General features: G+C 39.3%; 22 protein-coding genes and 1 pseudogene. 14 read left to right on the top strand and 9 right to left on the bottom strand.

What is annotated here, in order from left to right:
* Positions 1-21: 21 nt before the first annotated feature.
* Together AC0L6R_RS00115 and AC0L6R_RS00110 are read right to left on the bottom strand one after the other, a co-directional pair.
* Positions 22-861 (bottom strand): lysophospholipid acyltransferase family protein, encoded by an 840-nt coding sequence (locus tag AC0L6R_RS00115; protein WP_473269333.1) that lies wholly within the window; start codon positions 859-861, stop codon positions 22-24.
* 132 nt (positions 862-993) lie between these two features.
* A complete protein-coding gene (locus tag AC0L6R_RS00110; RefSeq protein ID WP_283414098.1) occupies positions 994-1,833 on the bottom strand; it encodes a lysophospholipid acyltransferase family protein in 840 nt (279 codons plus the stop codon).
* 123 nt (positions 1,834-1,956) lie between these two features.
* Between AC0L6R_RS00110 and AC0L6R_RS00105 the strand changes: the two genes are divergently transcribed.
* The 14 genes from AC0L6R_RS00105 to AC0L6R_RS00040 all read left to right on the top strand — a co-directional run bounded on the left by AC0L6R_RS00105 (position 1,957) and on the right by AC0L6R_RS00040 (position 13,844).
* Entirely contained in the window at positions 1,957-2,550 is a 594-nt protein-coding gene (locus tag AC0L6R_RS00105; protein WP_283414099.1) for a sigma-70 family RNA polymerase sigma factor, read from the top strand.
* 14 nt (positions 2,551-2,564) lie between these two features.
* The gene (locus AC0L6R_RS00100; RefSeq protein ID WP_473269332.1) at positions 2,565-2,837 is read left to right on the top strand and encodes an anti-sigma factor; all 273 of its coding nucleotides are present in this window, start codon (positions 2,565-2,567) and stop codon (positions 2,835-2,837) included.
* A gap of 2 nt (positions 2,838-2,839) precedes the next feature.
* The gene (gmk, locus tag AC0L6R_RS00095; protein WP_283414101.1) at positions 2,840-3,412 is read left to right on the top strand and encodes a guanylate kinase; all 573 of its coding nucleotides are present in this window, start codon (positions 2,840-2,842) and stop codon (positions 3,410-3,412) included.
* 4 nt (positions 3,413-3,416) lie between these two features.
* Entirely contained in the window at positions 3,417-3,986 is a 570-nt protein-coding gene (gene nadD, locus AC0L6R_RS00090; RefSeq protein WP_473269331.1) for a nicotinate (nicotinamide) nucleotide adenylyltransferase, read from the top strand.
* Positions 3,987-4,569: 583 nt separating this feature from the next.
* On the top strand, positions 4,570-5,547 hold the full coding sequence (locus AC0L6R_RS00085; RefSeq protein ID WP_473269330.1) for a 6-bladed beta-propeller: 978 nt from the start codon (positions 4,570-4,572) through the stop codon (positions 5,545-5,547).
* Between the two features lie 168 nt (positions 5,548-5,715).
* Positions 5,716-5,925, top strand: coding sequence for a hypothetical protein (locus AC0L6R_RS00080; protein ID WP_473269328.1), 210 nt, complete (start codon positions 5,716-5,718; stop codon positions 5,923-5,925).
* A 2-nt stretch (positions 5,926-5,927) separates the two neighbouring features.
* Positions 5,928-7,055: a BF3164 family lipoprotein gene (locus AC0L6R_RS00075; protein WP_473269326.1), complete on the top strand. Its 1,128-nt coding sequence runs from the start codon at positions 5,928-5,930 to the stop codon at positions 7,053-7,055.
* Between the two features lie 513 nt (positions 7,056-7,568).
* Complete coding sequence (locus tag AC0L6R_RS00070) at positions 7,569-8,621, top strand: BF3164 family lipoprotein (protein ID WP_283414106.1); 1,053 nt, start codon at positions 7,569-7,571, stop codon at positions 8,619-8,621.
* A gap of 279 nt (positions 8,622-8,900) precedes the next feature.
* Complete coding sequence (locus AC0L6R_RS00065; protein ID WP_473269325.1) at positions 8,901-9,110, top strand: hypothetical protein; 210 nt, start codon at positions 8,901-8,903, stop codon at positions 9,108-9,110.
* 71 nt (positions 9,111-9,181) lie between these two features.
* Positions 9,182-9,490, top strand: coding sequence for a 6-bladed beta-propeller (locus AC0L6R_RS00060; protein WP_473269324.1), 309 nt, complete (start codon positions 9,182-9,184; stop codon positions 9,488-9,490).
* A 22-nt stretch (positions 9,491-9,512) separates the two neighbouring features.
* Positions 9,513-10,292, top strand: a complete 780-nt coding sequence (locus AC0L6R_RS00055) for a 6-bladed beta-propeller (RefSeq protein ID WP_473269322.1) — start codon at positions 9,513-9,515, stop codon at positions 10,290-10,292.
* Entirely contained in the window at positions 10,285-10,818 is a 534-nt protein-coding gene (locus AC0L6R_RS00050) for a hypothetical protein (protein WP_473269321.1), read from the top strand. The genes AC0L6R_RS00055 and AC0L6R_RS00050 overlap by 8 nt, the downstream gene beginning before the upstream one ends.
* Positions 10,819-10,965: 147 nt before the next feature.
* A complete protein-coding gene (locus AC0L6R_RS00045; protein ID WP_473269319.1) occupies positions 10,966-12,747 on the top strand; it encodes a glycoside hydrolase family 15 protein in 1,782 nt (593 codons plus the stop codon).
* A gap of 203 nt (positions 12,748-12,950) precedes the next feature.
* Complete coding sequence (locus tag AC0L6R_RS00040; protein WP_473269317.1) at positions 12,951-13,844, top strand: N-acetylmuramoyl-L-alanine amidase; 894 nt, start codon at positions 12,951-12,953, stop codon at positions 13,842-13,844.
* Between the two features lie 101 nt (positions 13,845-13,945).
* Here the strand turns inward: AC0L6R_RS00040 and AC0L6R_RS00035 are convergent, their stop codons facing one another.
* The 7 genes and pseudogenes from AC0L6R_RS00035 to AC0L6R_RS00005 form a co-directional block, all read right to left on the bottom strand.
* Complete coding sequence (locus AC0L6R_RS00035; RefSeq protein ID WP_283414111.1) at positions 13,946-16,120, bottom strand: bifunctional alpha,alpha-trehalose-phosphate synthase (UDP-forming)/trehalose-phosphatase; 2,175 nt, start codon at positions 16,118-16,120, stop codon at positions 13,946-13,948.
* 172 nt (positions 16,121-16,292) lie between these two features.
* Entirely contained in the window at positions 16,293-17,633 is a 1,341-nt protein-coding gene (locus tag AC0L6R_RS00030) for a vanadium-dependent haloperoxidase (protein ID WP_283414112.1), read from the bottom strand.
* 330 nt (positions 17,634-17,963) lie between these two features.
* A complete protein-coding gene (locus AC0L6R_RS00025) occupies positions 17,964-21,059 on the bottom strand; it encodes a VCBS repeat-containing protein (RefSeq protein WP_473269315.1) in 3,096 nt (1,031 codons plus the stop codon).
* Positions 21,031-24,328 (bottom strand): annotated as a pseudogene (locus AC0L6R_RS00020) (VCBS repeat-containing protein). The gene AC0L6R_RS00025 and the pseudogene AC0L6R_RS00020 overlap by 29 nt, the downstream one beginning before the upstream one ends.
* Positions 24,325-24,570, bottom strand: a complete 246-nt coding sequence (locus AC0L6R_RS00015) for a hypothetical protein (RefSeq protein ID WP_473269314.1) — start codon at positions 24,568-24,570, stop codon at positions 24,325-24,327. The pseudogene AC0L6R_RS00020 and the gene AC0L6R_RS00015 overlap by 4 nt, the downstream one beginning before the upstream one ends.
* Positions 24,540-24,917: a hypothetical protein gene (locus AC0L6R_RS00010; protein ID WP_473269313.1), complete on the bottom strand. Its 378-nt coding sequence runs from the start codon at positions 24,915-24,917 to the stop codon at positions 24,540-24,542. The genes AC0L6R_RS00015 and AC0L6R_RS00010 overlap by 31 nt, the downstream gene beginning before the upstream one ends.
* Positions 24,918-25,099: 182 nt before the next feature.
* Positions 25,100-25,847, bottom strand: a 748-nt coding sequence (locus tag AC0L6R_RS00005; RefSeq protein WP_473269312.1) for a RagB/SusD family nutrient uptake outer membrane protein, incomplete at its 5' end; no start/stop codon positions are given.

The following is a 25,847-nucleotide window of genomic DNA, read 5'->3' as shown; positions in this document are numbered from 1 at the left end:
AAAGTCCTTGCAATTCAGAAATTAAATTTTCCATCGCTTGTGACTCCAGAGATAAAGATCCGGCTGAAGTCTAATGTTTTCTTCCAACATGTCACAGAACTGATCGGTGATCCTGTGTTCGTAGGTCTTATCAAATGGTGGCTCAGCTAATTTGATCATTTCGTAGCGATAATGCCCCCTTTTGATTTTGGTCATTTTACCATAGACGACGTGGAGGTTCATTTTCTTTGCGAGAAACTCTGCGCCCTCAAAAAAGACAGCAGGTCTATGTAAGAAGTTCCTTTTGTATCTTTTTTCCGAACTCGGCGGACGCTGATCCGAACCAAGTAATACTATTCTTGGTGATTTTGCTAAGGTAAGCATGGTCCTCCGAAAAGCCTTTTTTTCTGTAACTATTCCGCCAAAATGTGTCCGAATAGTATTGATGAGGTTACCAAAGAACCGATTATTGACTTTCAGGTAAACTGTTTCAACGGGTGCCTGAACGGCCTGGTTGATACCAATTACGCCCATTTCCCAGTTAAATAAGTGACCTGAAACCAGTAAGGCAGATGTGCCGGAATTGACCACTTCATCTAGGTAATGTGTATTGACCATCTGAAATCTTTTTTCAAACTCTCGTTCAGAGATTGTCAGCAGTTTGATAGTCTCTGCCAAGGAATCGGTGAAATTACGGTAAAATCGATTTCTGATTTTAATCCGCTCTTTTTCTGACTTTTCCGCAAAAGCAAATTTCAAATTTTCATCAATTACTTGCTTTCTGTAACGAAGAATAAATCTTGCTACCAAATAAAGTAAATCAGAGATAAGGTATAGAAAGGAAAGAGGTAAGAAAGAAATTAGCCTTATTACAAAGGTCATTTGGGTTTAGGGATATCAAGCTGATGAGTTCTTTACAAAGAAAAGGAAATCAACCGATTTCTTCTTCTAAAACTTTGTCAGCATAAGTAATCCATCTGCCTTCAGTTCTTCATAATGAAACTTTGCTGACCATTACAATTTCCAGCGCTTATGACTCCACAGATATAGGTCTGGTTGCAAGACGATGTTTTCTTGAAGTCTTCTGCTAAACTCATCTGTTATGCTATGTGGGGCATGATCATCATAGGGCGGTTTTGCAAGTTCTGAGAATTCGAAACGGTAATGACCTCGCTTTATTTTGGTCATTTGACCATAGAATACCGGTAGATTCATTTTTTTTGCAAGTACTTCTCCACCTTCAAAAAATAATGCATTTCGATTCATGAATTTCTTAGTATAACGACTGTCCGACACGGGAGGTCGCTGATCGGCAGCGAGATGGACAATTCTTGGGGTGTTTCTCATGGTAATCATGCTGCGCCTGAAGGCCGTTTTCTCGGTCATGATACCTCCGAAATGAGTCCTGATCGCCAACATTAGTTTGTTGAAGAAGGGGTTGTTAAGCTTTAAATATACTGTTTCAGCAGTCACTTCGGTATTTAATGCAACTCCCAGAATTGCCATCTCCCAATTAAAGACATGGCCTGCCATCATGAGGGAGCTTTTACCATTTTTTACTGGTTCATCCACTAAGTGCTGATTAACTACTTGAAATCTTTTCCTAAGCTCTTTTTCGGAAATCGTCAGCATCTTGAATGTCTCAGCAAAAAAAGCATCGGTAAAATTTCTGTAGAACTTGTTTCGGATCAACTTCCTTTCAGCAGGAGTTTTTTCAGGAAATGCATAAAGAAGGTTTTCGTCGATGACTTTTTTGCGGTAGGCAATTACATATCGAGCTATTAAGTACAGGATGTCTGAAAAAATATATAGTACCGATAAAGGCAATCTGGAGAGGAGTCTAAGTATAAACATCTCGGCTAAGACTAAAGTTAGTGCGTGTATTTAGAAGATTTGTGAACGCTTTTTAAAACGAATGCGTTCGATTTATTCTCATTTTCTAGTTATAAATTGACCCAATTGTTACTTTTGGAGCTTATGTCGGAAGTTCAGCGCAGAAAATATTCTCAGGAAGAGAAAAATGCCATCTTCGATGGTGAGTTTATGCCACACATAGACTCCATGTACAATTTTGGCTACAGGCTCACCTTCGATGAAGATGATGCCAAAGATCTTGTGCAGGATACTTACCTGAAAGCCTATCGGTTTATCAACTCATTTGAGCAAGGTACGAATGCCAAAGCCTGGCTTTTCAGAATCCTGAAAAACAGCTTTATTAATGAGTACCGGAAAAAATCAAAGCAGCCCACGAAGGTAGATTATCAGGAAGTTGAAACTTATTACAACTCGGATGACGTTCACTACCAAAGTACTAGTGATCTCAGGGCAGAATCTGTCAAAGATATGCTTGGTGATGAGATCTCTAATGCATTGAATAGTTTGGCGGTAGATTTTCGTACGGTAATTATCCTGTGTGATTTGGAAGGTTTTACCTACGAAGAGATGGCCAAGATTCTGGATATCCCTATTGGGACAGTGAGATCCAGACTGCACCGCGCAAGAAATCTATTGAAAGAGAAGCTTCAAGGATATGCCCATAATATGGGATATAATACGGACGAGGAGGAATAATTAAAAAATTACCCATGGAAATGAATGACAACCCATCTGGAGAGCGAAAGATGCAATGCAGTGACGAGAGCAAATGCTTCGAACTGCTAGAAAGTATTTTGGACGGTGAGCTGCAAGATTCTGGCAAGGAAGTCTTGAAGGAAAAGCTGGCCAAATGCCAACCGTGTTTTGAACATTACCACCTGAAGCAGGCTATCCGCGATGTATTGAAGACAAAATGCACTAAACACGCTGTACCTACTGAACTTGCGGATCGTATTCGCAAAGAGATTCAGGATATTAAATAGTCATGACCCAAGGAAAGGCCATTATTTTTTCTGCCCCATCTGGATCAGGCAAAACTTCGTTAGTCAAGCATTTGATCCAAAATATCCCAAATTTGGGATTTTCTATTTCCGCCTGTACACGCGACAAGCGGGGAAGACATGAGGTTCATGGCAAAGATTACTACTTCCTCTCTCAGGAGGAATTCATCAAGAAAATAGACGAAGACGCATTTATAGAATGGGAAGAAGTCTATGCCGGTAACTTCTACGGTACACTGAAAGAAGAGATCCAACGTATCTGGGATTCAGGTAAAGCAGTTATTTTCGATGTGGATGTGAAAGGTGGATTAGCCTTGAAAAAATATTTCGGAGAGCAGGCGTTGGCGATTTTTGTGAAAGTACCTAGCTTGGAAGTGCTCAAAACCCGACTCAGTGATAGAGGAACGGAATCCGAAGAATCACTTTCCCGCCGCTTATTCAAAGCGGAATTCGAATCCAAGTTTGAGCCGCAGTTTGATGTGACGGTTGTCAATGACGAATTCTCGAAGTCGTCTGCAGAAGCTGAGTATTTGGTCAGCGAATTTTTAGCTAGATAAAATCTTGAAAATCGGTCTATACTTCGGTTCTTTCAATCCCATACATATTGGTCATCTGATCATCGCAGATACGCTTCATGACCGCACCGATCTAGATCAGGTTTGGTTTGTAGTGAGTCCGCAGAATCCTCTCAAAAAACGCCAGTCTTTGATTCATGAGTTTGATAGACTGCGAATGGTGGAGCTGGCGATCGAGGACAATTACCAGTTTCGGGCTTCAGATGTGGAGTTTTCCATGCCCAAGCCAAGCTACACCATAGATACACTCGCTTACCTGACTGACCAACATCCACAGCACCAGTTTTGCTTATTTTTAGGTTCGGATAATCTGAACTCCAGCCTGAAGCGCTGGAAGAATTACCAGACCATTCTGGACAACTATGAGATCTTCGTCTATCCACGACCAGGCGACGCGATCTCCTTTGAGCATCCGAATATCAAGCTGATCGACGCACCACTTTTAGATATCTCAGCCACCTTTATCCGCAAATCTATTCTTGCTGGAAATTCTGTCAAGTACCTTCTTCCTGATGGAGTGGCAGATTATATCCGGGATAAGAAGTTGTATTTGTGAGCACTGAGTTGTTTTAAACTAAGTAAATCGTATTTTAAATACTTATTTCAACTTTGTGAATAAAAAGATAGTTTTATTTCAAACTAACTCTTGCGATTAAAAAAAATAGTAAACTTATACCGAAGTCTTAAGTGAGACCTGATTCCGGCCGGGATTTTTTGAATCAATCTTTAACTATTTTCAATCATGAAAAAATTATTATTTGGGATGATCCTTTTTGGGGCATTAGCTTATTACTAATTCATCATTAGCAGACGATAGAGGGTCAGAAAAAAGGTACTATGGGGGGAGGTCTGAATGTCCAGATGGATCTATAATACCTGTTACAGGTAAATGCTGTGAACCGGGAGGCGTTTTTATGTGTAATTATGTATCATGTTCAAATTTATACGCCACTTACTCCAACATGTCCATCAATAGGAAGTTGAATATGAGAATTTTAATGATTTTCGGATTGGTAATAATTCTAATTTCGTGTCAAAATCGACAAAAACTCTAGGGGAAATTGAAGTTCCCCTAGAGCACGAAAAAATACTTACATCAACCATATTTGAAAAACCTTCTATCCTGAGACTCAAGTTTAATGATCGGATATATCCTTCTTAAAATTGATCAAATTAATTTTTTGGATAATCATATATATGTTTTGGATAAAAATTTTGGTATTATTTTTAAATTTTCAAAAGAAGGTGATCTATTAACAACTCTAGAAAAACGAGGAGAAGGACCTGAAGAATATCAGTATTTACAGAGGTTTAGAGTTGATACTGAAAATAAAACTATAGAAGTTTATGATAAGGTTGGTCAAAAAATCATTATCTATGATTCAAATTTTAAATTTAAAGAATCGATAAAGATCGGTTTGTTTTTTGAGAATTTTGAAAAAATAAGTGATAAAAAGTATCTTATATATTTAGCTCAAGAAAATATTTTTAATGGTAAAAATGTATCTAATAATTTGATTATTTGGGATAACGGTCAAATCACATTCTCTGATATTTTGCAAAGACCTACTGATATAAAATTTCAAGATAATTCTATTTATTTTAATAGGATGAGTAAAAGTATCTATTTTACACAAGCATTTAATGATACTATTTACAAATTTGATGTGAATGTAAATAGAATTGTTGAAAAAAGCATAGTTAACTTTCCTAATAAGTTGTTCGGAAGTTTTTCTTCTATTGATGAAATTGATAGGGTTTTTAATGATAAGACTTATTCTACTAATATAGATTATTTAGTGTTAAATGATAAAGTGATATCATTTAATTATATCAAGTCAGACAATGGTGCATTATCATTTATGAGGTATTTTTATTTTCCACACTCAAATTTTGTTTTTCAAGGAACAAGTTTGTACAATGATTTTGATGGGATCTTTTTATTTAGACATATTTATTTTAGGGACAATATTTTTACATATGTTGTTTCGCCAGAGTCTTTGTCCAATTTAGATTTAGAAAAAGTAAGTGAAGATCTGAGGGGTTCGATTGATGAATCTATTTCTTTCGAAGATCAATTTTTACTATTGTCATTCAAAATTAAAGATAATTTGTAGTTTAAATTTAAGCTGTTTAAAAAGGGTGATTTTAACGTTGTAAATACAAACATAATTTTATTTCAAACTAATCCTTGCGATTAAAAAAAAATAGTAAACTTATACCGAAGTCTTAAGTGAGACCTGATTCCGGCCGGGATTTTTTAATTAATTAAAACTCTATGTTTTATGAAAAAGTTATTATTTGGAATGGCCTTTATGGGGTCGATGATGTTTACAAGTGTGACACTTATGGCACAGGAGGAGGAAGAACCTTGTCCTGAAGGAAGTACGAACTCATATGGAGGAGTTTGTTGTCAATCTGAAGAGGATTGTGATCATCCAACATTTGGTACTGTTTACTTGTCAACCTGGACTAGATGCGTATCTGGTTGTTAAATATGAAAAGAGGGGGAGTTTTTCCCCTTCTTCATCAATTTGAATTTGCTGGATTGACTAGGGTTTTGGCATTTATTGGTGTGGCATATCTTCTTTCTTGTACTTCTAAGGAGGATGAAAATATCATATATTTTACTGAAGAGGATTTACCTCAGCCTACAGAACTTGTCGGAGAGAAATACAATATCCCTGAAATAATCAATCCTAAAGGGGTTATGATAAAAGATGGACTTGCTGTTGTTTTTGAAATAAAAAATGTCAATGACAATAAGTTCCATGTAATTGATTTGGCATCAGGAACATACCTCCAGTCTAAGGGAATCGATGGACTAGGACCTGGAGAAATTACGGTGATCTCTCAGATAGAGGATGCAGGAGAAAAAAACAAAGTATGGGCCTATGATCCCGAAATCCGCAAATTCTCGAAGTATGATTTATTGGATTCCAATAAACTTGCAGAAGAGGAATTTCGATCACCAGAGACTAGTTTTTTTCTAACTCGGTTGACTTGGGGTAAGGGTCAGACCTTATTTGGAAGTGCGGTCGATGGTCTGACTAAATACCTTCACCTGACTAAACAAGGGGATACCTTACATTTGATGGGGGACTGGAAAGAGACAGTCCGTCACTGGGAACTACCCAACGGATATACTCCAGAAGACCTTGATGCCAACTTAATCAGTACTATGTTTCAGGGGCCGATCAAGGCTAATGCAAATGGTGAAATGGTAGTGAAAGTTGGAACTGGTGTGGACCATATTGACATTATCGATCTAGATGGATACAAATCCAAAACGATTATAGGTCCATCTCAAGAGCTTCAGAGATTTGACATTGCTTATTCTAGGGGTTATCAAATGCCTGATTTTGGTAGAGAAAAAACTACCCGGTACTCTGATGTTTCTTTAGGTGAGAATTCTTTTTTTGCTTTATTTAGGGGAAAACCTTATCGAGAACTAAGTAGTCCGGATAATCTCAATCGAATCTTTGAATTTGACTACAACGGGAATATCTTAAACCAATATCAGTTGGACTATCCTATATTTGGATTTGCAGTGGATGAGGAGAATAGAGCTATCTATGGAGTGACCGTAGATCGCGAACCAAATCTGGTGCGGTTTGATTACTAATCATTGATTCTGTCAAATACCTCCTTCCTGATTACATAGCAGATTATATCCGAGATAAGAAGTTGTATTTGTGATACTTAGTTATTTTAAACTAAGTAAATCGTATTTTAAATACTTATTTCAACTTTGTGAATAAAAAGATAGTTTTATTTCAAACTAACTCTTGCGATTAAAAAAAAAAAAATAGTAAAATTATACCGAAGTCTTAAGTGAGACCTTATTCTTGGCCGAGTTTTTTTAATTAGTTCAATATTAAAGTTTTATGAAAAAGTTATTATTTGGAATGGCCTTCTTTTTTGGGGCTATGATGTTTAGCAGTGTTAGTGTCCAGGCAACGGAGCCTGTACCAAAATGGGTTTGTTGTCAAACTTGGAAAATAAGTGAATGTGTTGATAGATTTGGATGGCCATATAATGGAACAGAAAAGGTTGAGGCAGATTTTTGTTCTTAATCTAATATATAAAAGCTGAGATTCATCTCAGCTTTTCTTTAAACCATGCAAATAAATATTTGATGAAAAGAATATTACTTATCATCCTTATTTTGAGTTCGTGCAGTCCAAGTCCAAGTTCAGACAAACTCGAGAATCAAAATACTTTTGAAGTAGGATCATTTGGACGGAGTGAAAAACTGAAATCCCAAAAGTACACTTATAATGAAATTTTGACTCCCTTTAAAATTTATCTGAAGGGAAAATTTATAATAATTGGTAGCCAATCGGATAAGCGACTAATGCATCTACTTGATAAATCTACATTAGGATATGTGACTGGAAAAGGAGTAAAAGGAGAGGGGCCTGGAGAATTTGTAAATGTTAGGGGAATAGATTCAGGTTTTAATGACAGCACTATTTGGGCATATTCAAATATGGGTAAAGCATTTTATGAGTTCACCTTATATGACACATTATCACTGGCTAAATCAGTAGTTGTTCAAAATCAGAAGTGGTTTCAGGCTATGTCTATGAACTGGAAACAATCAGGCGAAATTATTTCTTATATGAATTTTGGCCCTTCTAAGTTAAAAGTTTTTGATATTCAGGGAAATACGATAGATAGCGCTGGTCTTTGGGTGACAAATAAAGAGTTGTCTGAGGATGCTAATTTTATATTGAGCGATTTGCATCAAGGAGCAAAGTATTACAATAAAGATAATCAGGTCTATGTTTTATCGAAGTTGAAATTTGACCAATTCGAAATATTTAATTTTAACAATAAAAAGCATATTGAAGTTAATGGACCTTTTAATGAGGACACTAAATATGATGTTGGAAATGATGGTGATGTTAAATTCGCGGTTCTTGATGAAAACACTAAATATGGATATAGTGACGTCTGTGTGACGAAGAACTTCATCTTCCTTGTTTTTATTGGAAAAACTTTAGCTGAAGGTAGAGCTCTCGGTGAAACTTCACGGGATATATTTCAGTTTGATTTGGCGGGAAGGCCTATAGCGCACTTCCAGACTGATGTGCCAATTATATCTATTGCTGTGGATGAAGAGGAATCAAAAATCTACGCGTTAACAGAAGATCAAAATCCAGGTATTGCAGTTTTTAAATATTAGGGTATGTGAGTTTTTTTTGCCTTCATGAAGCAGTGTCAGAATATATCTAGGAAAGAAGTTGTTTAAGAAAGCAGTCTCAGTTATGCAGCTGCATAACAGATGAAGTAACTTTCATTGTAAAAAATGAGGTTAATACACAGGTATTTGCTGTGTAAATAAGTTTCTAGTTATTTTCAAACTAATCCTTGCGATTAAAAAAAAATAATAAACTTATACCGAAGTCTTAAGTGAGACCTGATTCCGGCCGGGATTTTTTAAACAATTTAATTATTCAATTTTATGAAAAAGTTATTATTTGGAATGGCCTTTATTGGGGCTATGATGAGCACAGGAGTATCTTTCCACGCTAAAGCAGACGTTCCTGTAAAACCTTGCTATCAAAGAATGTATTGGTGCTCTGGGGAAGTTGTAGTCTATAACTGTGAAAACTATCAAACTGGGCATTTATGCTCTGCAGCTTATGAAGCATGCTATAAGTGTTCTCTATAAATAGGTGATAATTAGAGGCTCGTTTGCCTCTAATTGTTATATTGTTTTTTTTGAATTAAAAAACTGATTATATGTACTTTCGCTTATCCCTGATTTTTATTTTAATAACCTTTTTTTCCTGCAAAACTAATTCTGAAAAAGTTTCTGACGAAAGTATTCTTCACGTTCTACTTGAGGAATCAGAACTAATGAACCTAGAAAAGTTTGAAATTCTGGAACTCATCCCATTAGAAACCAATCAATTTAACTTGATGGGGCTCGATTTGAGGGTGCGCCAAAATGAAGAGAGTTATTATGTGATGGACATTGGGACAAGAAATGCAGTGCATCAATTTTCTTCTGATGGGAAATATCTAGGTGCCGCAGCCTCCGATAGGTGAAGGGCCAGGTCAACTGCTGGGTTTGCAGGATTTTCAAATTGATAATGAAGGCAACCTGCTGGTTTTGTCTTCATTGGGCGATAAGTCCACTATCATTAAAATTGAAGACGCCGCTGAGCTCACTACAGTTTTTGAAACCGATTATTTGGCAGGGTCATTTACCATTCCATCTTCTGGTAATTTTCTTTTGGCTGGTGGATATAACCTCCCAATTGTAGCTGACCGGGTTGTTTTGACAGATTCAATTGGGATCATTCAATCTACTTTTTTGCCTAATGATTATGAGAATGAAATGCTACCAATGGGGGAGCGAAATTTCTATGAATCAGGTGAAAACCTGCTCTATTCCGAAATTTTCAACAACCGAGTTTATGAATATTCTGAGGCAGGATTAATGCCTATTTTGGAAATTGATATGGGAAAGTATTCACTTCCAGATAACTTTTGGGATGTAGATCTCATGGTAGGATTTAGTCGACTACAGGAAAACGGATTTGCAACGATAAAATCAGTCTTTGAAGATGATAGCAATTACTTGGTTAACATCCATATTCAAAGTAAGGCAGGTTCTTTCAAGAAATTACTTCTCATCAATAAGGAGACTGGGGATTCAAACTATTGGGATGGCACATCCTCTGAAGAAGAGGTGTACAGTGACCCTATTGCAATGGAAAATGGAGAAATTACGTTTTTGACCTATCACTCGGTATTGAAAAAGAAATTGGAAGGGGATTTACCACCTAACCTCCAAGAAATGAACTATGACTATCCAATATTACTCACAACTAAGTTTAATGATTAAAAGAAAAATTTATCTCTCGCTTTGCCTTTTTCTAACTATCACTTTACTAAGTTCATGCAGAGATCATCCTACTACAATAAAATTTCCAGAAGGCTTAGAAGAATTGCGAATTGGTGAAAACTCTAAGCCACTTTGTCTGGAATGTCCTAAGAAATTCGTGGGTTATTTGGATTTAACTCAAAGGGATCTTTTTTTCTTGGAGATGAACTCTAAAGGATGGATTGATCTAAAATTCAATTACCCTGAACTGGAGGTGATCTGGGTGTTTGCGGGTAAAAATCAAAGAATTGATAAAAGTGATCTAGTTCGAATGTTGGATGATATGGGATATCCCTATTCTGTGCTTTATGATAAAAAGAATAAATTCTATGAAATGAATCAGCTTGATCAAATACCTTATGAAGTCAAGGCGATCCAGTCTTATTTTGTAGATGGCGAGGATGTAATAATCAATGCAGAATCAGGAATTCCCAGTTTGTTTAAAAAGCAGGTAATTGATTTTCTTGAATATGAGAAGAGTGAGTGATGTTTTATTTTAATCCTTACAGGAGGCTAGTCATATTTATAAAGGAGCAATGCTAAAATCCCCGTATTTTTTGGATTAAGCACTCTTTTTCCCTTTCTTGAACCTTGACCCAAAAGCCCTAACTTTTCAACTTCAAACCTGACCTTAATGCAAAAACATACCTATGGAAGTGGGGTGATCGGCAATTGCGCCTTTATCGCCCATGTGGAACTGGACACCAATATCAGCTGGATGTGTCTGCCAAGATTTGATTCTGATTTTATTTTTGGGGGAATGCTAGACAGGGAGAAGGGTGGAGAATTCACCATTCATCCGGAGTCTGGAAATTTTAAGTCCTCTCAGGAGTATTTGGAAAACACCAATGTCCTGAAGACAACGGTCAAATCCGAAGAGGGAAGCTATGCTGTCACTGACTTTGCTCCCAGATTCAAAAACTTCGATCGCTACTACAAGCCACTGATGCTGATTCGCAAGATCGAAGCGATATCAGGTTCGCCTAAAATTCTGATCAAATGCCAACCTTCGGCTGAGCATGGAGCCAGATTGCTAAAATCGAGTATGGGATCTAATCATATCCGCTTTATGGATACAGATCAGGAGCTCAGACTTTCTACCAACGCTCCGCTGAGCTACATTATGGACAGGAAAGCTTTTGCTTTGAACAAGCCGGTTTACTTGGTGCTTACCTATGGTAGACCTTTGGAAGCTCCTATAGAAACTACCTCGGAGCGGTTTTTACATGCCACTACAGCTTATTGGCAAGAATGGGTGAAGTCCACCAGTATTTCGAATTTTCATCAGAAGCTAGTACTACGCTCGGCTTTGATCCTGAAAATCCACCAGTACGAAGATACGGGAGCAATCATCGCTGCCTCTACCACCAGTTTGCCAGAATCTCCCGGATCTACCAGAAACTGGGATTACCGCTATTGCTGGATTCGGGATAGCTATTATACGCTGACTTGTTTCAATAGCTTAGGCCACTTTGAGGAATTAGAAAAGTACTTCGAGTTTATACATAACCTACGACCTGAACCTGATGGACGTTACCAGCCGTTATATTCCATCACTGGAGATTCGCTTTTGATAGAGGAGATTTCAGATTTGGATGGGTATATGGGTGAGAAGCCAGTTCGCTTTGGTAATCAGGCTTATACCCACATTCAGAATGATCTCTACGGCCAGGGATCAGTTTCCTTGCTGCCACTTTATTCAGATCAGCGTTTCACGGAAGAAGAGAGAAGTAGCTCCAAGCCGATGATCATGAATCTGCTGAATAAGATCGAAGCCACGATGAATGAGAAAGATGCGGGGCTCTGGGAGTTTAGAAATCTAGCTCAGGAGCACTGCTATACCTTCTTGTTTCACTGGGCAGGAGCCTGTGCTGCCGCAAAAATTGGTATTCGTCTGAAGGATGACAGCATGTATCAAAAAGCAATAGTTCTTCGGGATATGGCAGTTAAGAAAATAGAGGAGTGTTATCTCCCGGATCGTAAGGCGTATGGCCAGGCAATTGGGTCCACTTATATGGACGCTTCCACGTTACAGTTGATCACTATGGGATATTTTGGAGAAGATCTGGAGCGGGCAAATGATCATCTGAAAGCTTTGGAAGATGAGTTGTTGGCAAAGGATTTCCTATTCTATCGTTACAAGCACATGGATGATTTTGGTGTGCCAGAGACTACGTTCTTAATTTGTGCATTCTGGTACATTGAGGCACTAGCTTGCGTAGGAAGATTGAATGAGGCTGTAGAGGGCTTCGAAACCTTAGTGAAATACTGTAATCATTTGCAGTTATTCTCCGAAGATGTAGATCAGAAGACAGGAAGCCAATGGGGTAATTTTCCTCAGGCGTATTCTCATGTAGGATTAATGAATGCTGCTTTCCGTATTGGCAAAAAGCTGGACAGACCAAATTTCTTATAATTCGTTTTTAACCTTTGAGGTGTAATCCCGAATGTCGTCAGACTTCGGGATTTCCTCGAAGATTTAATTTTTTTGAACAAAAATCCTTTGAGGCCCAAAAAAGACCTCAAAGGTTATTCTTATAACCCATCAATTTTCTACAGTTGGTTTTCAGACTTAGTACAATCCTTGTAGTTTCCCGTTCTAATTAACTAGTACTACTTATGAGTTTCCAAAGATTTACAGCTGCCTTCTTATTGATCTGCCTTTCACTAGCCTTTTTTTCTTGTTCCAAAGACATTTACCGTAAGAATAATAAAGCGCATAAAAAGGCCGTCAAAGAAGCCACGGCTACCATTCAAGAAATTCCGAAAACAAAGGCTGAGCTGGATTACGATACCCTCAGCATTACTGATGAATGGGTTGGGACTACAAACTTCAGCATTAGAAAGCCAAATTATGTGATCATCCACCACACAGCTCAAGACTCATTGAAGCAAACGATTAATACATTCACATTAAGCAGAACTCAGGTAAGTTCTCATTATGTCGTAGGTAGAGATGGTGAGATCGTTCAGATGCTGAATGATTATTTGCGCTCTTGGCATGCTGGAAGAGGGAGATGGGGGAATGACACTGATCTTAATTCAGCTTCTATCGGAATAGAGTTAGATAATAATGGAAGTGAACCATTTACTGTGGCTCAGATCGAAAGTTTATTGGTTTTGCTCAAGCGCTTGAAGTGGAAGTATGGAATTCCAACTGCCAATTTTATCGGTCATTCGGATATTGCTCCATCTAGAAAAGTTGACCCGAGTACCTATTTCCCTTGGAAAATGCTGGCTGAGGAAGGGTATGGCTTATGGTATGATGAGGATGTAGTTTTCCCGGTTCTATCTTCTCAGGATAGTTCACCTATCGCTATAGAAAGGTCAGACTCATTGCCACAGACTATGTTAGATCCAGTTTTGGCATTACGAATTATTGGCTATGACGTAAGTGATCCACAAGCTGCGATTCAATCATTTAAATTGCATTTTATTCAGCGGGATATAGATTCCGCATTGACCGAAACTGATAAGAGAATCTTGGATAATCTGTATAAAAAATACCTTTAGGGTAGTCAGCCACAGTGGGTACGGAGTGTGACGCAAAGGCCACAAAAGTAGGGGCGAAAAATCTTTCGCCCCTACATCATTTTTGATAATTAATACGGATATCAAGAAGTCAACTTCTGAAGCAATTGCCTCACTTGCTTAACTGATTTAATATTGAAATTTGCTTGGGTAAATGCATAGCCCACCCGGATGGAATAGGCATTTTTTGGCATCGCCTTGAACGTATCTTCATCGGTCCAGTCATCTCCAATCGCTAAGATAAAGTCGTATTCTGCGCCTTTCATCATTGCTGTGGCTGCTCGGCCTTTATTGATATCTGGGCGTTTGATTTCCAAGACCATATTTCCTTCCAAAACCTGCAAGTTGTGACCTCTGGCCATATATTTAAGATGACTGAAAAGTTCTCGCATCCTGAGATCTCCCAGACCACTTTCTACTTTTCTATAGTGCCAAACGAGTGAGTGGTGTTTTTCTTCGATGAAGGCTCCTGGAGTTCTTAGAACGTAATATTCCATGATCTGTCGGATATCATCTTTCCATCCGTCCTCTACTTCTGCATACAGTTCCCAATCTCCCTTGTTTTCTTTCTTTTTGACCCACACACCATGCTCAGCAATCATGTCTATATGTTGACCTTCAAACCATCTTCCAAGTGTATCCTTATCTCTTCCTGAGATAACAACTACTTGAGCCAGTTTGCTAAGGTCTTTTACTATCCCTTTCAATTCTGCATCTGGTATAGCCTTCTGAGGATCCGAGTGAAATCCAGTTAGCGTACCATCATAGTCTAGGAACAAAACAGCATTTTTTGCCTTTTTGAAGCTTGCCTGAATCTCGTTCATTACTTTAGCATCTACATCTTTGGAGGTAAGCTCTTCCTGCTTTCTCTTAACATGATCCAGACGATCCATGAACACTTTCACCCACTGGAATACATCGTATTTCTTCAAGCTTTCCTGCATGCTATTTATTCTGAATTTTTGCTCATCCAGTGGCATGGACAGCGCATTGAATATGGCATCGACTACGCCTTGACGATCGTTAGGATTGACGAGAATAGCATCTTGAAGCTCTTTGGATGCACCAGCCATTTCAGAGAGAATCAATACACCGGTCTGGTCAGTTTTGCTTGCCACAAATTCCTTACAAACTAAGTTCATACCATCACGCAGCGGAGTTACTAGCGCGATGTCTGACATGTTGTAAAAAGCACTGAGTTCTTCGAATGGAAAACTTCTGTAGAAATAGTGTACCGGTACCCAATTCAAAGTTGAGTACTCACTATTGATCCGGCCCACCAATAGGTCAATCTCCTCTTTCAGCTCTTTATAGGATTGCACTTTGTCCCGACTTGGTACCACGATCATGATCATGGATACTTTGCCATGAAGTTCTTTGTGCTGCTCTAGTAACTGATTAAAAGCTTGAATTCGCTGCGGAATTCCTTTGGAATAATCTAAGCGATCAATGGTAAGCAGCAATTTTTGATCTTCTACCTGCTTACCAAATTCCTCTACAAAGCGTAGCGTTCGCTTGCTTTTTGCTTGCTTCGCAAATTTATCGTAGTCAATTCCCATGGGGAATGAGTCCACATTGATGATTCTATTTTCAGCTTGGATGTAGCCGCTTTCGCTAGACAATCCTGTAATCCTACCGACTGCACTTAGGAAGTGACGCATGTCATCATAGGTGTGGAAACCAATTAAGTCAGCTCCACAAACTCCCTCCAACAATTCCTTTCTCCAAGGTATCATCCGGATAATCTCATAAGATGGGAATGGGATATGTTGGAAAAAGGCGATGGTGGCATTAGGCAGTACTTCACGCAGCATCTGTGGAAGTAAAAGCAACTGATAATCATGAATCCAGATGGTGTCGTCTGGACCTGCTTTTTTCAATATAGCATCACAAAACTTCTGGTTTACACGAACATAAGCCTCCCAATGCTCTGGGTTGTAAACCATGTATTGTGTGAAATAATGAAAAGCTGGCCAGAGCGTTTCGTTACTGAATCCTTCATAAAATTCTTCCACATCTTCCTTGGATAAGAATACTGGAGCCATTTTGAGATCGTGAAGTTCGAGGATGATCTCCGCTCTTTGCTCGGGGTCGTCAACGGTATTTCCCGGCCATCCGATCCAAATATTCTCTCCTTCTTTATAGATAGATCCCAGTCCAGTTGCTAATCCTCCTGCACTTGGTTTGAACTCGAATCGGCCGTTGCGATGTCTTAAGCTGATAGGAAGGCGATTTGAAACGATAATGGTTTTTGACATATATAAGTAGTTTAAAAACGAGAAATGGAAAAGTCCAATTCAAAAAGGTGAGGAGTTAAGATAGAGAATATCTCCATGAATATAAACAAGATGAGCTCTGATGAGTTCATTCACTAGCCTTATTTCATGATTTGGTAACAAAAAAGCATCCGTTGTGGCGGATGCTTTTTTGTTAGTTACTAGCTACACTTTTGGGCTTTGTGTCTACTTTGGTCCAGATGAATTCTGCTAATTCTCTTCCCTGGGTGATCCCGTATTCGATCGCTGGTCTATAGTGAATCCCTCCATAAAACCTGCTCAAAGCAGCTTCTTCTGCGGCTTGAGAAAAAGAGTCATATTCCCTAACTGGTAAGCCGTAGGCTACTTCAGAACTATCAACAATGTGAAACTCATCACCAAATAAATGAGCTAAGGTATAAGCAGCCGCTGCCGATGCTACACTATGGCCGCTGGTATGCTCTGGGAATGGTGGTGTTTGCAAAAGCGGTACCCATTGTTCATCTATATGTTGATTGATGTAGGTCTCTGGTCTGATCAAATTGCTTCTGTATTTTTCATCCCAGCAGGAAATAAAAGCTTCATTTAGTGAAATAGCAGTCAGTGCTAGTGCTTCTGCTGTCTCTTTCCAATCTTTCTTTGCAGCTTTAGATACAATTGCAGCGATGCTCATCCAGTGACCACCCGGTGTGATTTTCTTTTCTGCAAACATCACATGACCTTTTACATTCATTTTGTAGGGATTGCAATCCCAAAATAGGGCAATGTTTTTTTGTTCTTGAGTAGCACCTTTATCCATGTCATATACTTCTTTGGCTACTCTGAAAAATTCACTTTCAGGATCTGTAGAAAAAGGAGGAGGTGGTAAGGGGCTGAATTGGGAAGCTGAGTCCAAGACGAAGGTTCTGATTTTATTCCAATGCGGTTCAATCGCCTCCATGTATGCGGGCGGAGTTGGCTGCCAAGTTCCTTCTTCTTCCGTTACGGTGAATTTTGGGAAAGATCGACTTTGGTGGTAATTGTCTTTTGATGAATATGCTTTAATTACGTCTCCCACTTCTTTGCCGTAGGCAATAGATGCTTCAAAAACATCCTCTGGGATACCCTTTGCTTTCAGGGTTTTATAGGTTGCATCCCTGTGCTCATTCATTAATTCTTCGGAAAAGATCAAGCCCGTTCCAACATAATAATAAGCTGCAAGCGAAGCTAGTGGTGGGTACACCTTTTCAGATGGTGTGAAAGTTACTTTCTCCGAACCATTTAATTGCCCAAGAAGGGACTCAGAATTGGGGTCAACTGATGCGGCTACTTCATAAGCCGCCAAAGAGGCATAGCTGTAGATTCTTGCTGCCACTGGTGGAGAGAAAATATCATGAATAATCACTTCTGTGATTTTTTCCTGAGCTTCACTTATATAGTGTCCATCAGTGATGGCTTGGGAGTAATCGGCTTGTTCTGCGCATGAAGCTGCAATCAGGAGTAAGCCTGAAAAGAGCATGAATTTAACGGTACGCATATTTTAGGATTTAATTTTGTGGTTTTATTGGGATGGAAATCCTTGCTCTCTTTGGTATTACGGATTTCTTCTTGACCTGTTCGGGCGTCAAAGCTATTGGAAATTAAGTAACTATCAAAAGGTTTCAGTCCAGAGCTATCCAATAGAGAGGCCCCGAATTACTTGCTGCAAGGCCAAAATGACTCGTTCCTACTTTGATTTTTTTAATAATTCGAATTTCGGACTTCAACAGAATATCATTTTGAAATAAGGTCTCATTCCAGCCATTTGGAGACCATTGGAAGGATATGAAGGGGGCTGCGGTGTTCCTGCCACGGTCTACTCTAAAATCTACAAAGTTACCACCAAGTAGGATTGCCTTCTCAGACTCTGACCAAGAAACAGAGAAAATAGGGGAAAGTTGGGCTTGATCTGGAAAGGGATCAAATATAAAACTTCCATCAGTTTGCTGAAGGTAGGCTCCTGAGCGAAATTCATATACAGCATGTTTCGAGGACTTTTCCAGCACTTCCTCTGAGAAAAGATCTCCTGGGCTTGACAACGCTGCATATTGTTGGTAGGAGCTATGTTTTTCTTTATTCCTGGAATCTGCTTCATCAAATCGTCCCGGGTAGCAAAAGGCACCAGGCGATCTCCCATGTAGTGAAAGATTAAAGGATCAGCCTGACCATTTTCGTCAAAATCTCCATGATATAGCCAAAGCGGTTTCTCAACACTGGCTTTCAATTTGGAATTCAATCCAAGATTCCCTGTCAGAATATCCAAAGTTCCATCTCCATTTATATCAGCAACAGAAAGACTTTGAATCCAACCGGCAGAATATTCTAGCCCATTGACCTTTCTTTCTTTAAGGGATTTACCATCATTATTTTCGAAAACCCGTATTCCTTGCCAGTCTCCTGTGAGGATCAATTCTCTTTCTCCGTTTGCATTGAGATCAGCCCATACAGCTGAGTTAATCATTCCTAATTCAGTAGATGTGCCAAACCATTCTTTGGTCTTGTCTATGAACATTCCATTGCCTTGGTTGATCAGCAATGCGCTTTTGGGCGTAGCTCCATAATCTCCGCTAACCACAGAACTGCCTACGAAAATATCCAGATCTCCATCTGCGTCTACATCGTGAATAGCTATGGTGGAGGTATTTTCTCCAATTTTAGGAAGTGCCATCGGATTAAACTGAAAGTCTCCTTTGCCATTTCCATAAAATATGCGATCAAAGTTGAATAGCGCACCGCTTTTATATTCATTTCCACCACTTCCTACATATAAGTCAAGATTCCCATCACCATTCAAGTCTGCAAACTCTGCAACAATATCTTCTGCCTTAGCTAGCTGCTCGAAGACAATGTTTTCCTTTTCAACAAATTCTCCATCGGGAAGTTGGAGGAAAAGTGCACCTGGCTGATCCAAGGCTCCGCCTACGTAAAAATCATCCAAACCGTCATTATTAACATCACCAACAGCTAAAGAAGGCCCCATGCTTGCAAAGCTTTTTGGAGTCAGATACTCCCGTTTAGTTTCATCGATATTATTTTTTTCCTGGTGTACCCATCGCACTTCAGGGAATGAGTTTTCTTGGAGATTCTTGCTTTCTGGGATGATGTATGGTTTTCCAGTGCCTTGGGTTAGGGTATAAGTTTGGTCGATTGAGTCTACTTGAAAAATCTCACTATCGCCACTTGGCCAAGCTACGGACAGGGAATCTATAGATTGAGCTTTTCCCAAGCCAAAAACCAACGTGGAGGAAGTACCTGACATGAATCCTCGGCTTCCAGAATATTGTTGGAAAATAGAATTGCCATTATAATAAACTCCAACTTTGGCTCCCATACCTAGAGGGTTATTTCCTTTGCCTGCTAGATTGATTCGGAGAAAAGAATTGCCTGATTTTTCAGCGTGATTTTGATAGATAAATGGAGGTTGATTTAGGTTATTGATGATCAAATCCAGATCGCCATCGTTGTCCAAATCAGCATAAGTTGAGCCATTTGAGTAACTAGGTTGATCCAAGCCCCATATCCTGGATTGATCTTCAAATTTCAATCCTCCTTTATTTCTAAAACTGAGATTTGGGAGTTTTACAGTTGGAAGCATCTCAATTTGCTTTCGGCGAAGCTCAGTCATGCTCAAATTTGGCTCTGCTTGCTGACTGTATTGAATAAAATCAAGATCATTTGGGCGCTTTTCAATTCCATTAGTGATATGAATATCAGGTAATCCGTCATTATCCATGTCAAAAATCAAGGGAGACCAACTCCAGTCTGAAGCATGTACCCCAGAAAAAAGTGCGATCTCACTGAAGCCTTCACTGCCTTGGTTGAGTTGAAGATGGTTACGGACGTATTGATCGGAATACCCAAATTTCTTTTTAATCTGATACACTTCTTGCTTGTCTTCCCCCACGGATTTCATCCAAATCGCTGGATCTATCGGCAACATATCAGTTGTGAAAATTTCGGGTAATCCATCTCCATTTATATCAGCCAGATCATTACCCATGCTGTACCTGCTGGTGCTTGAAATGAGGGTTTGTGCAGATTCTCTGAATGTACCATCCTGCTGGTTCAGGTAGAGGTAATCATTTTCGGTAAAGTCGTTAGAAACATAAATATCTTGCCAGCCATCTCCATTGATATCTTCTGTGCCGACTCCAAGTCCAAAACCCAGAATACTGGAATAAATTCCTGAAACTTTCGTGACATCTTCGAATCCAATTTCTCCTTCGGAAGTCAAGTTTTTAAATAGCTTATCACCCAAAGCATCAGGAATGTTTCTTTGATCAGCTTTCGCAAAAACCTCGGGAGATTTTACAGAATGAGTTAAGAGATACAGGTCCAAGTCTCCATCCCTATCGAAATCTAAAAATGCAGCTTGGGTGCCAAAGCCAATAAAATCGACTCCATATTCCTCCGCTTTCTCTTCGAATTTGCTGTTGCCAAGATTGAGATAAAGCCTGTTTCTGCCCAATAATCCTTTGTAATTCCCAATTTGGGAGACATAGATGTCCAGCCAGCCATCGCCATTCACATCAGCCATACTTACTCCGGTAGACCAGCCACCATTTCCACTTACTCCGGCAGACTCAGTAATGTCTTCAAACTGAAAATTGCCTTTGTTGAGGTAGAGGCGATTTGAAACTTGATTCCCTGCAAAATACAAATCCACCAATCCATCATTGTTGATGTCTCCAGCAGCCACTCCGCCTCCATTATAGAAATACAAGTATTCAAGAATGTTCAGTGAGTCGGTTGAGGTGAGTGAGTTTTCAAACGTTATTCCGATCTGCTCATTCTCCATCAACTCAAAAAGTGTCTCTGTTTTTTTCTCCTGGCAAGAAAAAACAACTCCAAGTCCAACCAGAAAGACAATTGATAATCTCCTCATTTCTACACGCTCAATACTTCCAAATCTCAGCTTTAGCATTGTTTTTTACCACCAATATTTTGCCGTCTCCGAGTGATGAAAAAGCTCTGACGTCTCCCGCTAGTTTCAGTCCATTTTTAAAGTTTGGCCAATAATCAAACGTGCCATCTCCCTTACCTATCAGTACATCTCCATAGCTGGCATCGTATTTACCTACCTCAGGCTTAGCATTGAAAAGATTTCCACCAAGTATCAAATCTTGGATTCCATCTCCATCGAGGTCAGAGACATGAATTGCAAATACATAGGACCTCTGAGCCATTCTTGGAAAAGGCTTCCAGGAGAATTTACCAGTTCCATTGTTCATCAAAACGCCTGACTCCAAGCTATTCAGTTCGTTTATGATGGACCTATCCAAAACTTCCTGAGGGAAAATGTCTGTGAGCGTCTGGTTATTGTAATTGCTGTATCGCATGTACCGCTTTTTCACTGAAGGAATTTGTCGTTCAAGCTCATGCTTTAACGTGTAAGGAACTTGCACTTCCCCTTCCTGACGCGTGAAAATGTGTTCTATGGACCCATTTTGATCAAAGTCATTCAGATACATTCGGACAGGTGTACTATCAGAAACCTTGAAACGTGAGTTCAATCCGTTATTTCCCAAAATCAAATCCGGAAGTCCATTGCCGTCCAAGTCTGCCACTTCCAGAGTTCTATACCAACCTTTGAGGTTTTCTAGCTCTGGCATCTCTATTTTTTGCAGTTTACCGCCTGTATTTTTGAAGAAAATAGGAGCTGTCCACTCCCCAACAAGAACAAGATCTTTCAAGCCGTCATTGTCCCAATCTACTACTTTGGCATCAGTAATCATTCCTATTTCTTTCAATTCGGGAGCGAAAGTTCCTGTTTGGTCGCTGAAGTTTCCAACTCCATCATTAATCCAAACGCTACTGTTTGCAGGTGCTCCATAGACAAAAGGGACAAGTCGACCGCCGACAAATAAATCGGGGGCTCCATCCTCATTGATATCAAGAACTTGGACTACTGAGCTACTTACACGGTTTAAATTGAAACTTGATTGTTGACTTTTGGTGAAGTTACCTTTTCCGTCATTTAAGTATAATCTATCTGTAAGTTCAGGTGCTCCTAGTCCAGATTCGTTACCTCCAGATGCGACGAGCAAATCAAGCGTCCCATCTGCATTTGCATCAAAGAAAACAGCATCCATGTCTTCAGAAACAGCATCTTCTTCAAAAGTTGCTTGATTTGAGAACATGTAATTTCCATCGCTAGATCCTATAAATAACTTCGCTGCAAATCCTTTTGCTCCACCAAAAAACAAATCATCAACGCCGTCTCCATTCACATCAGCTTTCGCAAAAGCTGGCCCTTCTGTAGAATACATATGAAATGTGAGACGATCCCGATCAAAATCCACCATGGGATTTTCCTTGTGTGTGAAATCAATATTTACCTTATCCTCCTGATGAAAAAAAGGTTCAGTCGGTTGCTCAAAGAAATACTCACCTTCTGCAAGAGGTTTGGATTCACTCCATTTGAGTGTAAGTAATTGATCCGCTAGGACGTTTTCAACGTGTGTGTAAGTTCCATCAGGCCATAAAACTTTGACTTGATCTACTTTTTTAATTTTGCCAAGACCAATCGTCAATTTTGGATCTACAGAAGATTCAAAACCCCGGTTAGGCATTTGCTCTATATAGAAAATCTGATCGCCAGCAAGGAGCTTCACTTGTGCTCCAATAGCTTGCGAGTTTTTATCTTTTCCGATCAGTTGTAGTTGCAGGGAATGGTTTTCAGGGAATAATTCTCTTCCTATGTTTTTGAATAAGGAAGGAGAATTGCTAACGTTGCATAATTAAATCAAGTGTACCGTCATTATTCAAATCCCCATAGGCTCCTCCATTCGAGTGAATGGCTTTTCCGAGCCCCCAAGCATCAGCTATATTTTCAAACTTTAAGTCCCCTAGATTTCTAAACGCGTAATTAGGGACAGGATTAATCGGGATTGGATCAATCAGTGCTTTATAATTAACGCCTTCCTGAGAGATGATTTTGCTTTTGGTTGCGTCATCATCTATGAAGTTAAGGTAATCTAAATCAGTAATGTCTTGATAGATTCCATTAGCGACAAACAAATCTCGCCTGCCGTCATTGTCCATGTCAAAAATCAAGGCTCCCCAGCTCCAGTCGGTAGCTTCCATATTGGCAAGCCTGCCCATTTCACTGAAAGTTCCATCTCCATTATTGATGTGGAGCATGTTTCGGGAAAATTGGTAGTGGTATCCGTGAGTTTTGTTGAATTTAAATTTATCCCAGTTTTCAAAAGTGGTTATTTGCTTCAGGCGTTGTTGTGGCTCGGGAAGCATATCTGTGACAAAAATATCCAGCATTCCATCCCCATTGATGTCAGCTATATCTGCACCCATAGAAGCAGCAGAAATGGAGCGCATGGCTGTTTCCAAGGATTCGGTAAAAGTACCGTCTTGATTGTTGATGTAGAGGTAATCCTTCTCAAAGAAGTCATTGGAAATGAAAATATCAGGCCAAGAATCCTGATTAACGTCTCCTATGGTTATCCCGAGTCCAAAACCTATTAGGGAACCATAGATTCCCGCTTCTTCGCTTACATCTATGAATTTGCCATTATCATTCCTGAACAGCTTATCACCTCCAACTGCATCCCTTTTTGGTCGCTCATTTTGCATTTTATTGAAGCTACCGATAGCTTGATAGCTGTTGTTTAGCAAGTAAACATCCAGGTCACCATCTTTATCATAATCGAAAAAAACGGCGTGAGTAGAAAAGCCCTGATCTGCTAAACCATAGATTTCAGCTTCTTCGGTGAAGGTGCCATCTCCTTGGTTAATAAATAGTTCATTCTGTTTATTGTCTCCGGCGATATCTCCGGAGTTACACACATATATATCCAGTTGGCCATCGCCATTGACATCTGCCATGGCTACCCCTGTACTCCAAGCTCTAGTCCCGGCAGTTCCTGATGCTTCCGTGACATCCTCAAATTTAAAATTGCCTTTATTGAGGTAAAGTTTGTTAGGGCCTAAATTACCTGTGAAGTAGATGTCCAGTAATCCATCGTTATTTACATCTCCTAGTGCTACGCCGCCTCCATTATAGAAATTTCGGTAGGTGAAAATATTGAACTCTTCATCAAATGGAAGGTCATTTCGAAAAGATATTCCAGCTGAAATAGGGTCTATGGACTGGAATAAAGTGGGAGATTCTTCTATTTTCTCGGCGCAAGAAGTAGCCAAAATAAAAATGAGGAATGTTAGTGTCTTACTGTTCATGATGGATACTCTTCAAGCTGCTTTTGAATCTTCAGATCCACGATTTCTGCTCTCACTGTGGAAAGATTCTTCTTATAAATCCTAACTCGCCTGTTCCCGTCCATTTTTACAAAGACCACCTGCGAACCATCCTCGCTATTGACTTCTATAAAACCATCTCCATACCACTGCTCATACAATGCGACAACGTCTGCTCTGAGTTTTTCTACAGCTAAGTCTTCAATTTCGGGGAGCCCATCCATCGTAGGAATAATCTGCGGGCATCAAGTACAATTTTGTTTTGATCAAATTTAGGGTAAAAACGCATTTTTGTTGGAAGCCCTGATGGCATTTCCACCTTGTATTCTATAGAAAGTTCAGTTGGACCATTGAGCAAGATGCCTTCTTGATTCATTTTCCAGCACTTTTCATAAAAGGTCTTTTTTTCCATTCCCAGCTCTAATCCTAAAAATAGTTCGTTGAAGGTTTCGCCTGAAGCCAGTTCATTATCTTCCATTCTTTGATAATCAGATTTGCATGAAATACAGCTTAGAAGTGCTACAATAAGAATGTGAGAGAAAAGGTACAGTTGTTTATGGATGGTCTTCATGATTCGTAATATATCGTTTGATAGATGAATTAGTAAATACCTAACGAATGGGGCTAAATAATTGAATTTGGGATATCCGGAGATTTCAATCTTTAAACCAGTAAGAATTTGCTTGGCAATTTAAGTGAAAAAAGGAAGTGCAGTAGTTGCACTTCCTTTTAATACTATCAAATAAGGGTTATTTAATAACCTGGGTTCTGTACAAGATTAGGGTTGGCATTGATCTGCTGAAGTGGAATAGGGAAGATATTTCTGAAAGATTCAGAAGCTCCTTTTTCCCACCATGCTTGGCCAAACTTACCAAATCGTATCATATCTGTTCTTCTGCTCGCTTCAGCAAACATTTCGAATCCTCTTTCATCATAGATCGCATCTAAAGTAATTTCTGTTAATGGGTCAAGACCCGCTCTTGTTCTTACTTGGTTCAATGCATCCAATGATTCAGCAACTTTTCCTTGTCTAAAAGCAGCTTCTGATTTAATCAAAATCATATCAGCCAAACGGAATAGTGGATAATCATTACTCAATTCCTGTCCTGCTCCAGGAGCCAATTCAAATTTCCCTACTCTAACACCAGCTTGTCTTAAAGCATTTGGAGCAAGCATGTTGATTTGAGGAGTGAAGGTTAATGGTGCTCCATCAGGATCCGTAGCTTCAAAAGAAAGATCCTCTAAACGAGATCCATCAGAAGAGAATTGAGGACCAGCTATGAAACTTTGCTTTCTAACATCATTGTCATCGAAGTTATTGTAGAATTCTTCGAGAGAAGCATAACCATTCCAAGGCTGTGCACTTAGATCAAATGTGTTTTGATTCAAATAGTGCAAGGTCATCATAGCCAGGTTAAAACCTGCAGCATTATTCTCATCGTACGGAAGGGTGAGAATGTTTTCAGTGGAACCGCTATTTCTTGTCGCAAAGTTTAGGTGC

This window comes from Algoriphagus sp. 10J20-15 (assembly GCF_055809615.1).
Note: the sequence above shows the minus strand (reverse complement) of the source record. Positions and strands in the feature narration are given on the sequence as shown.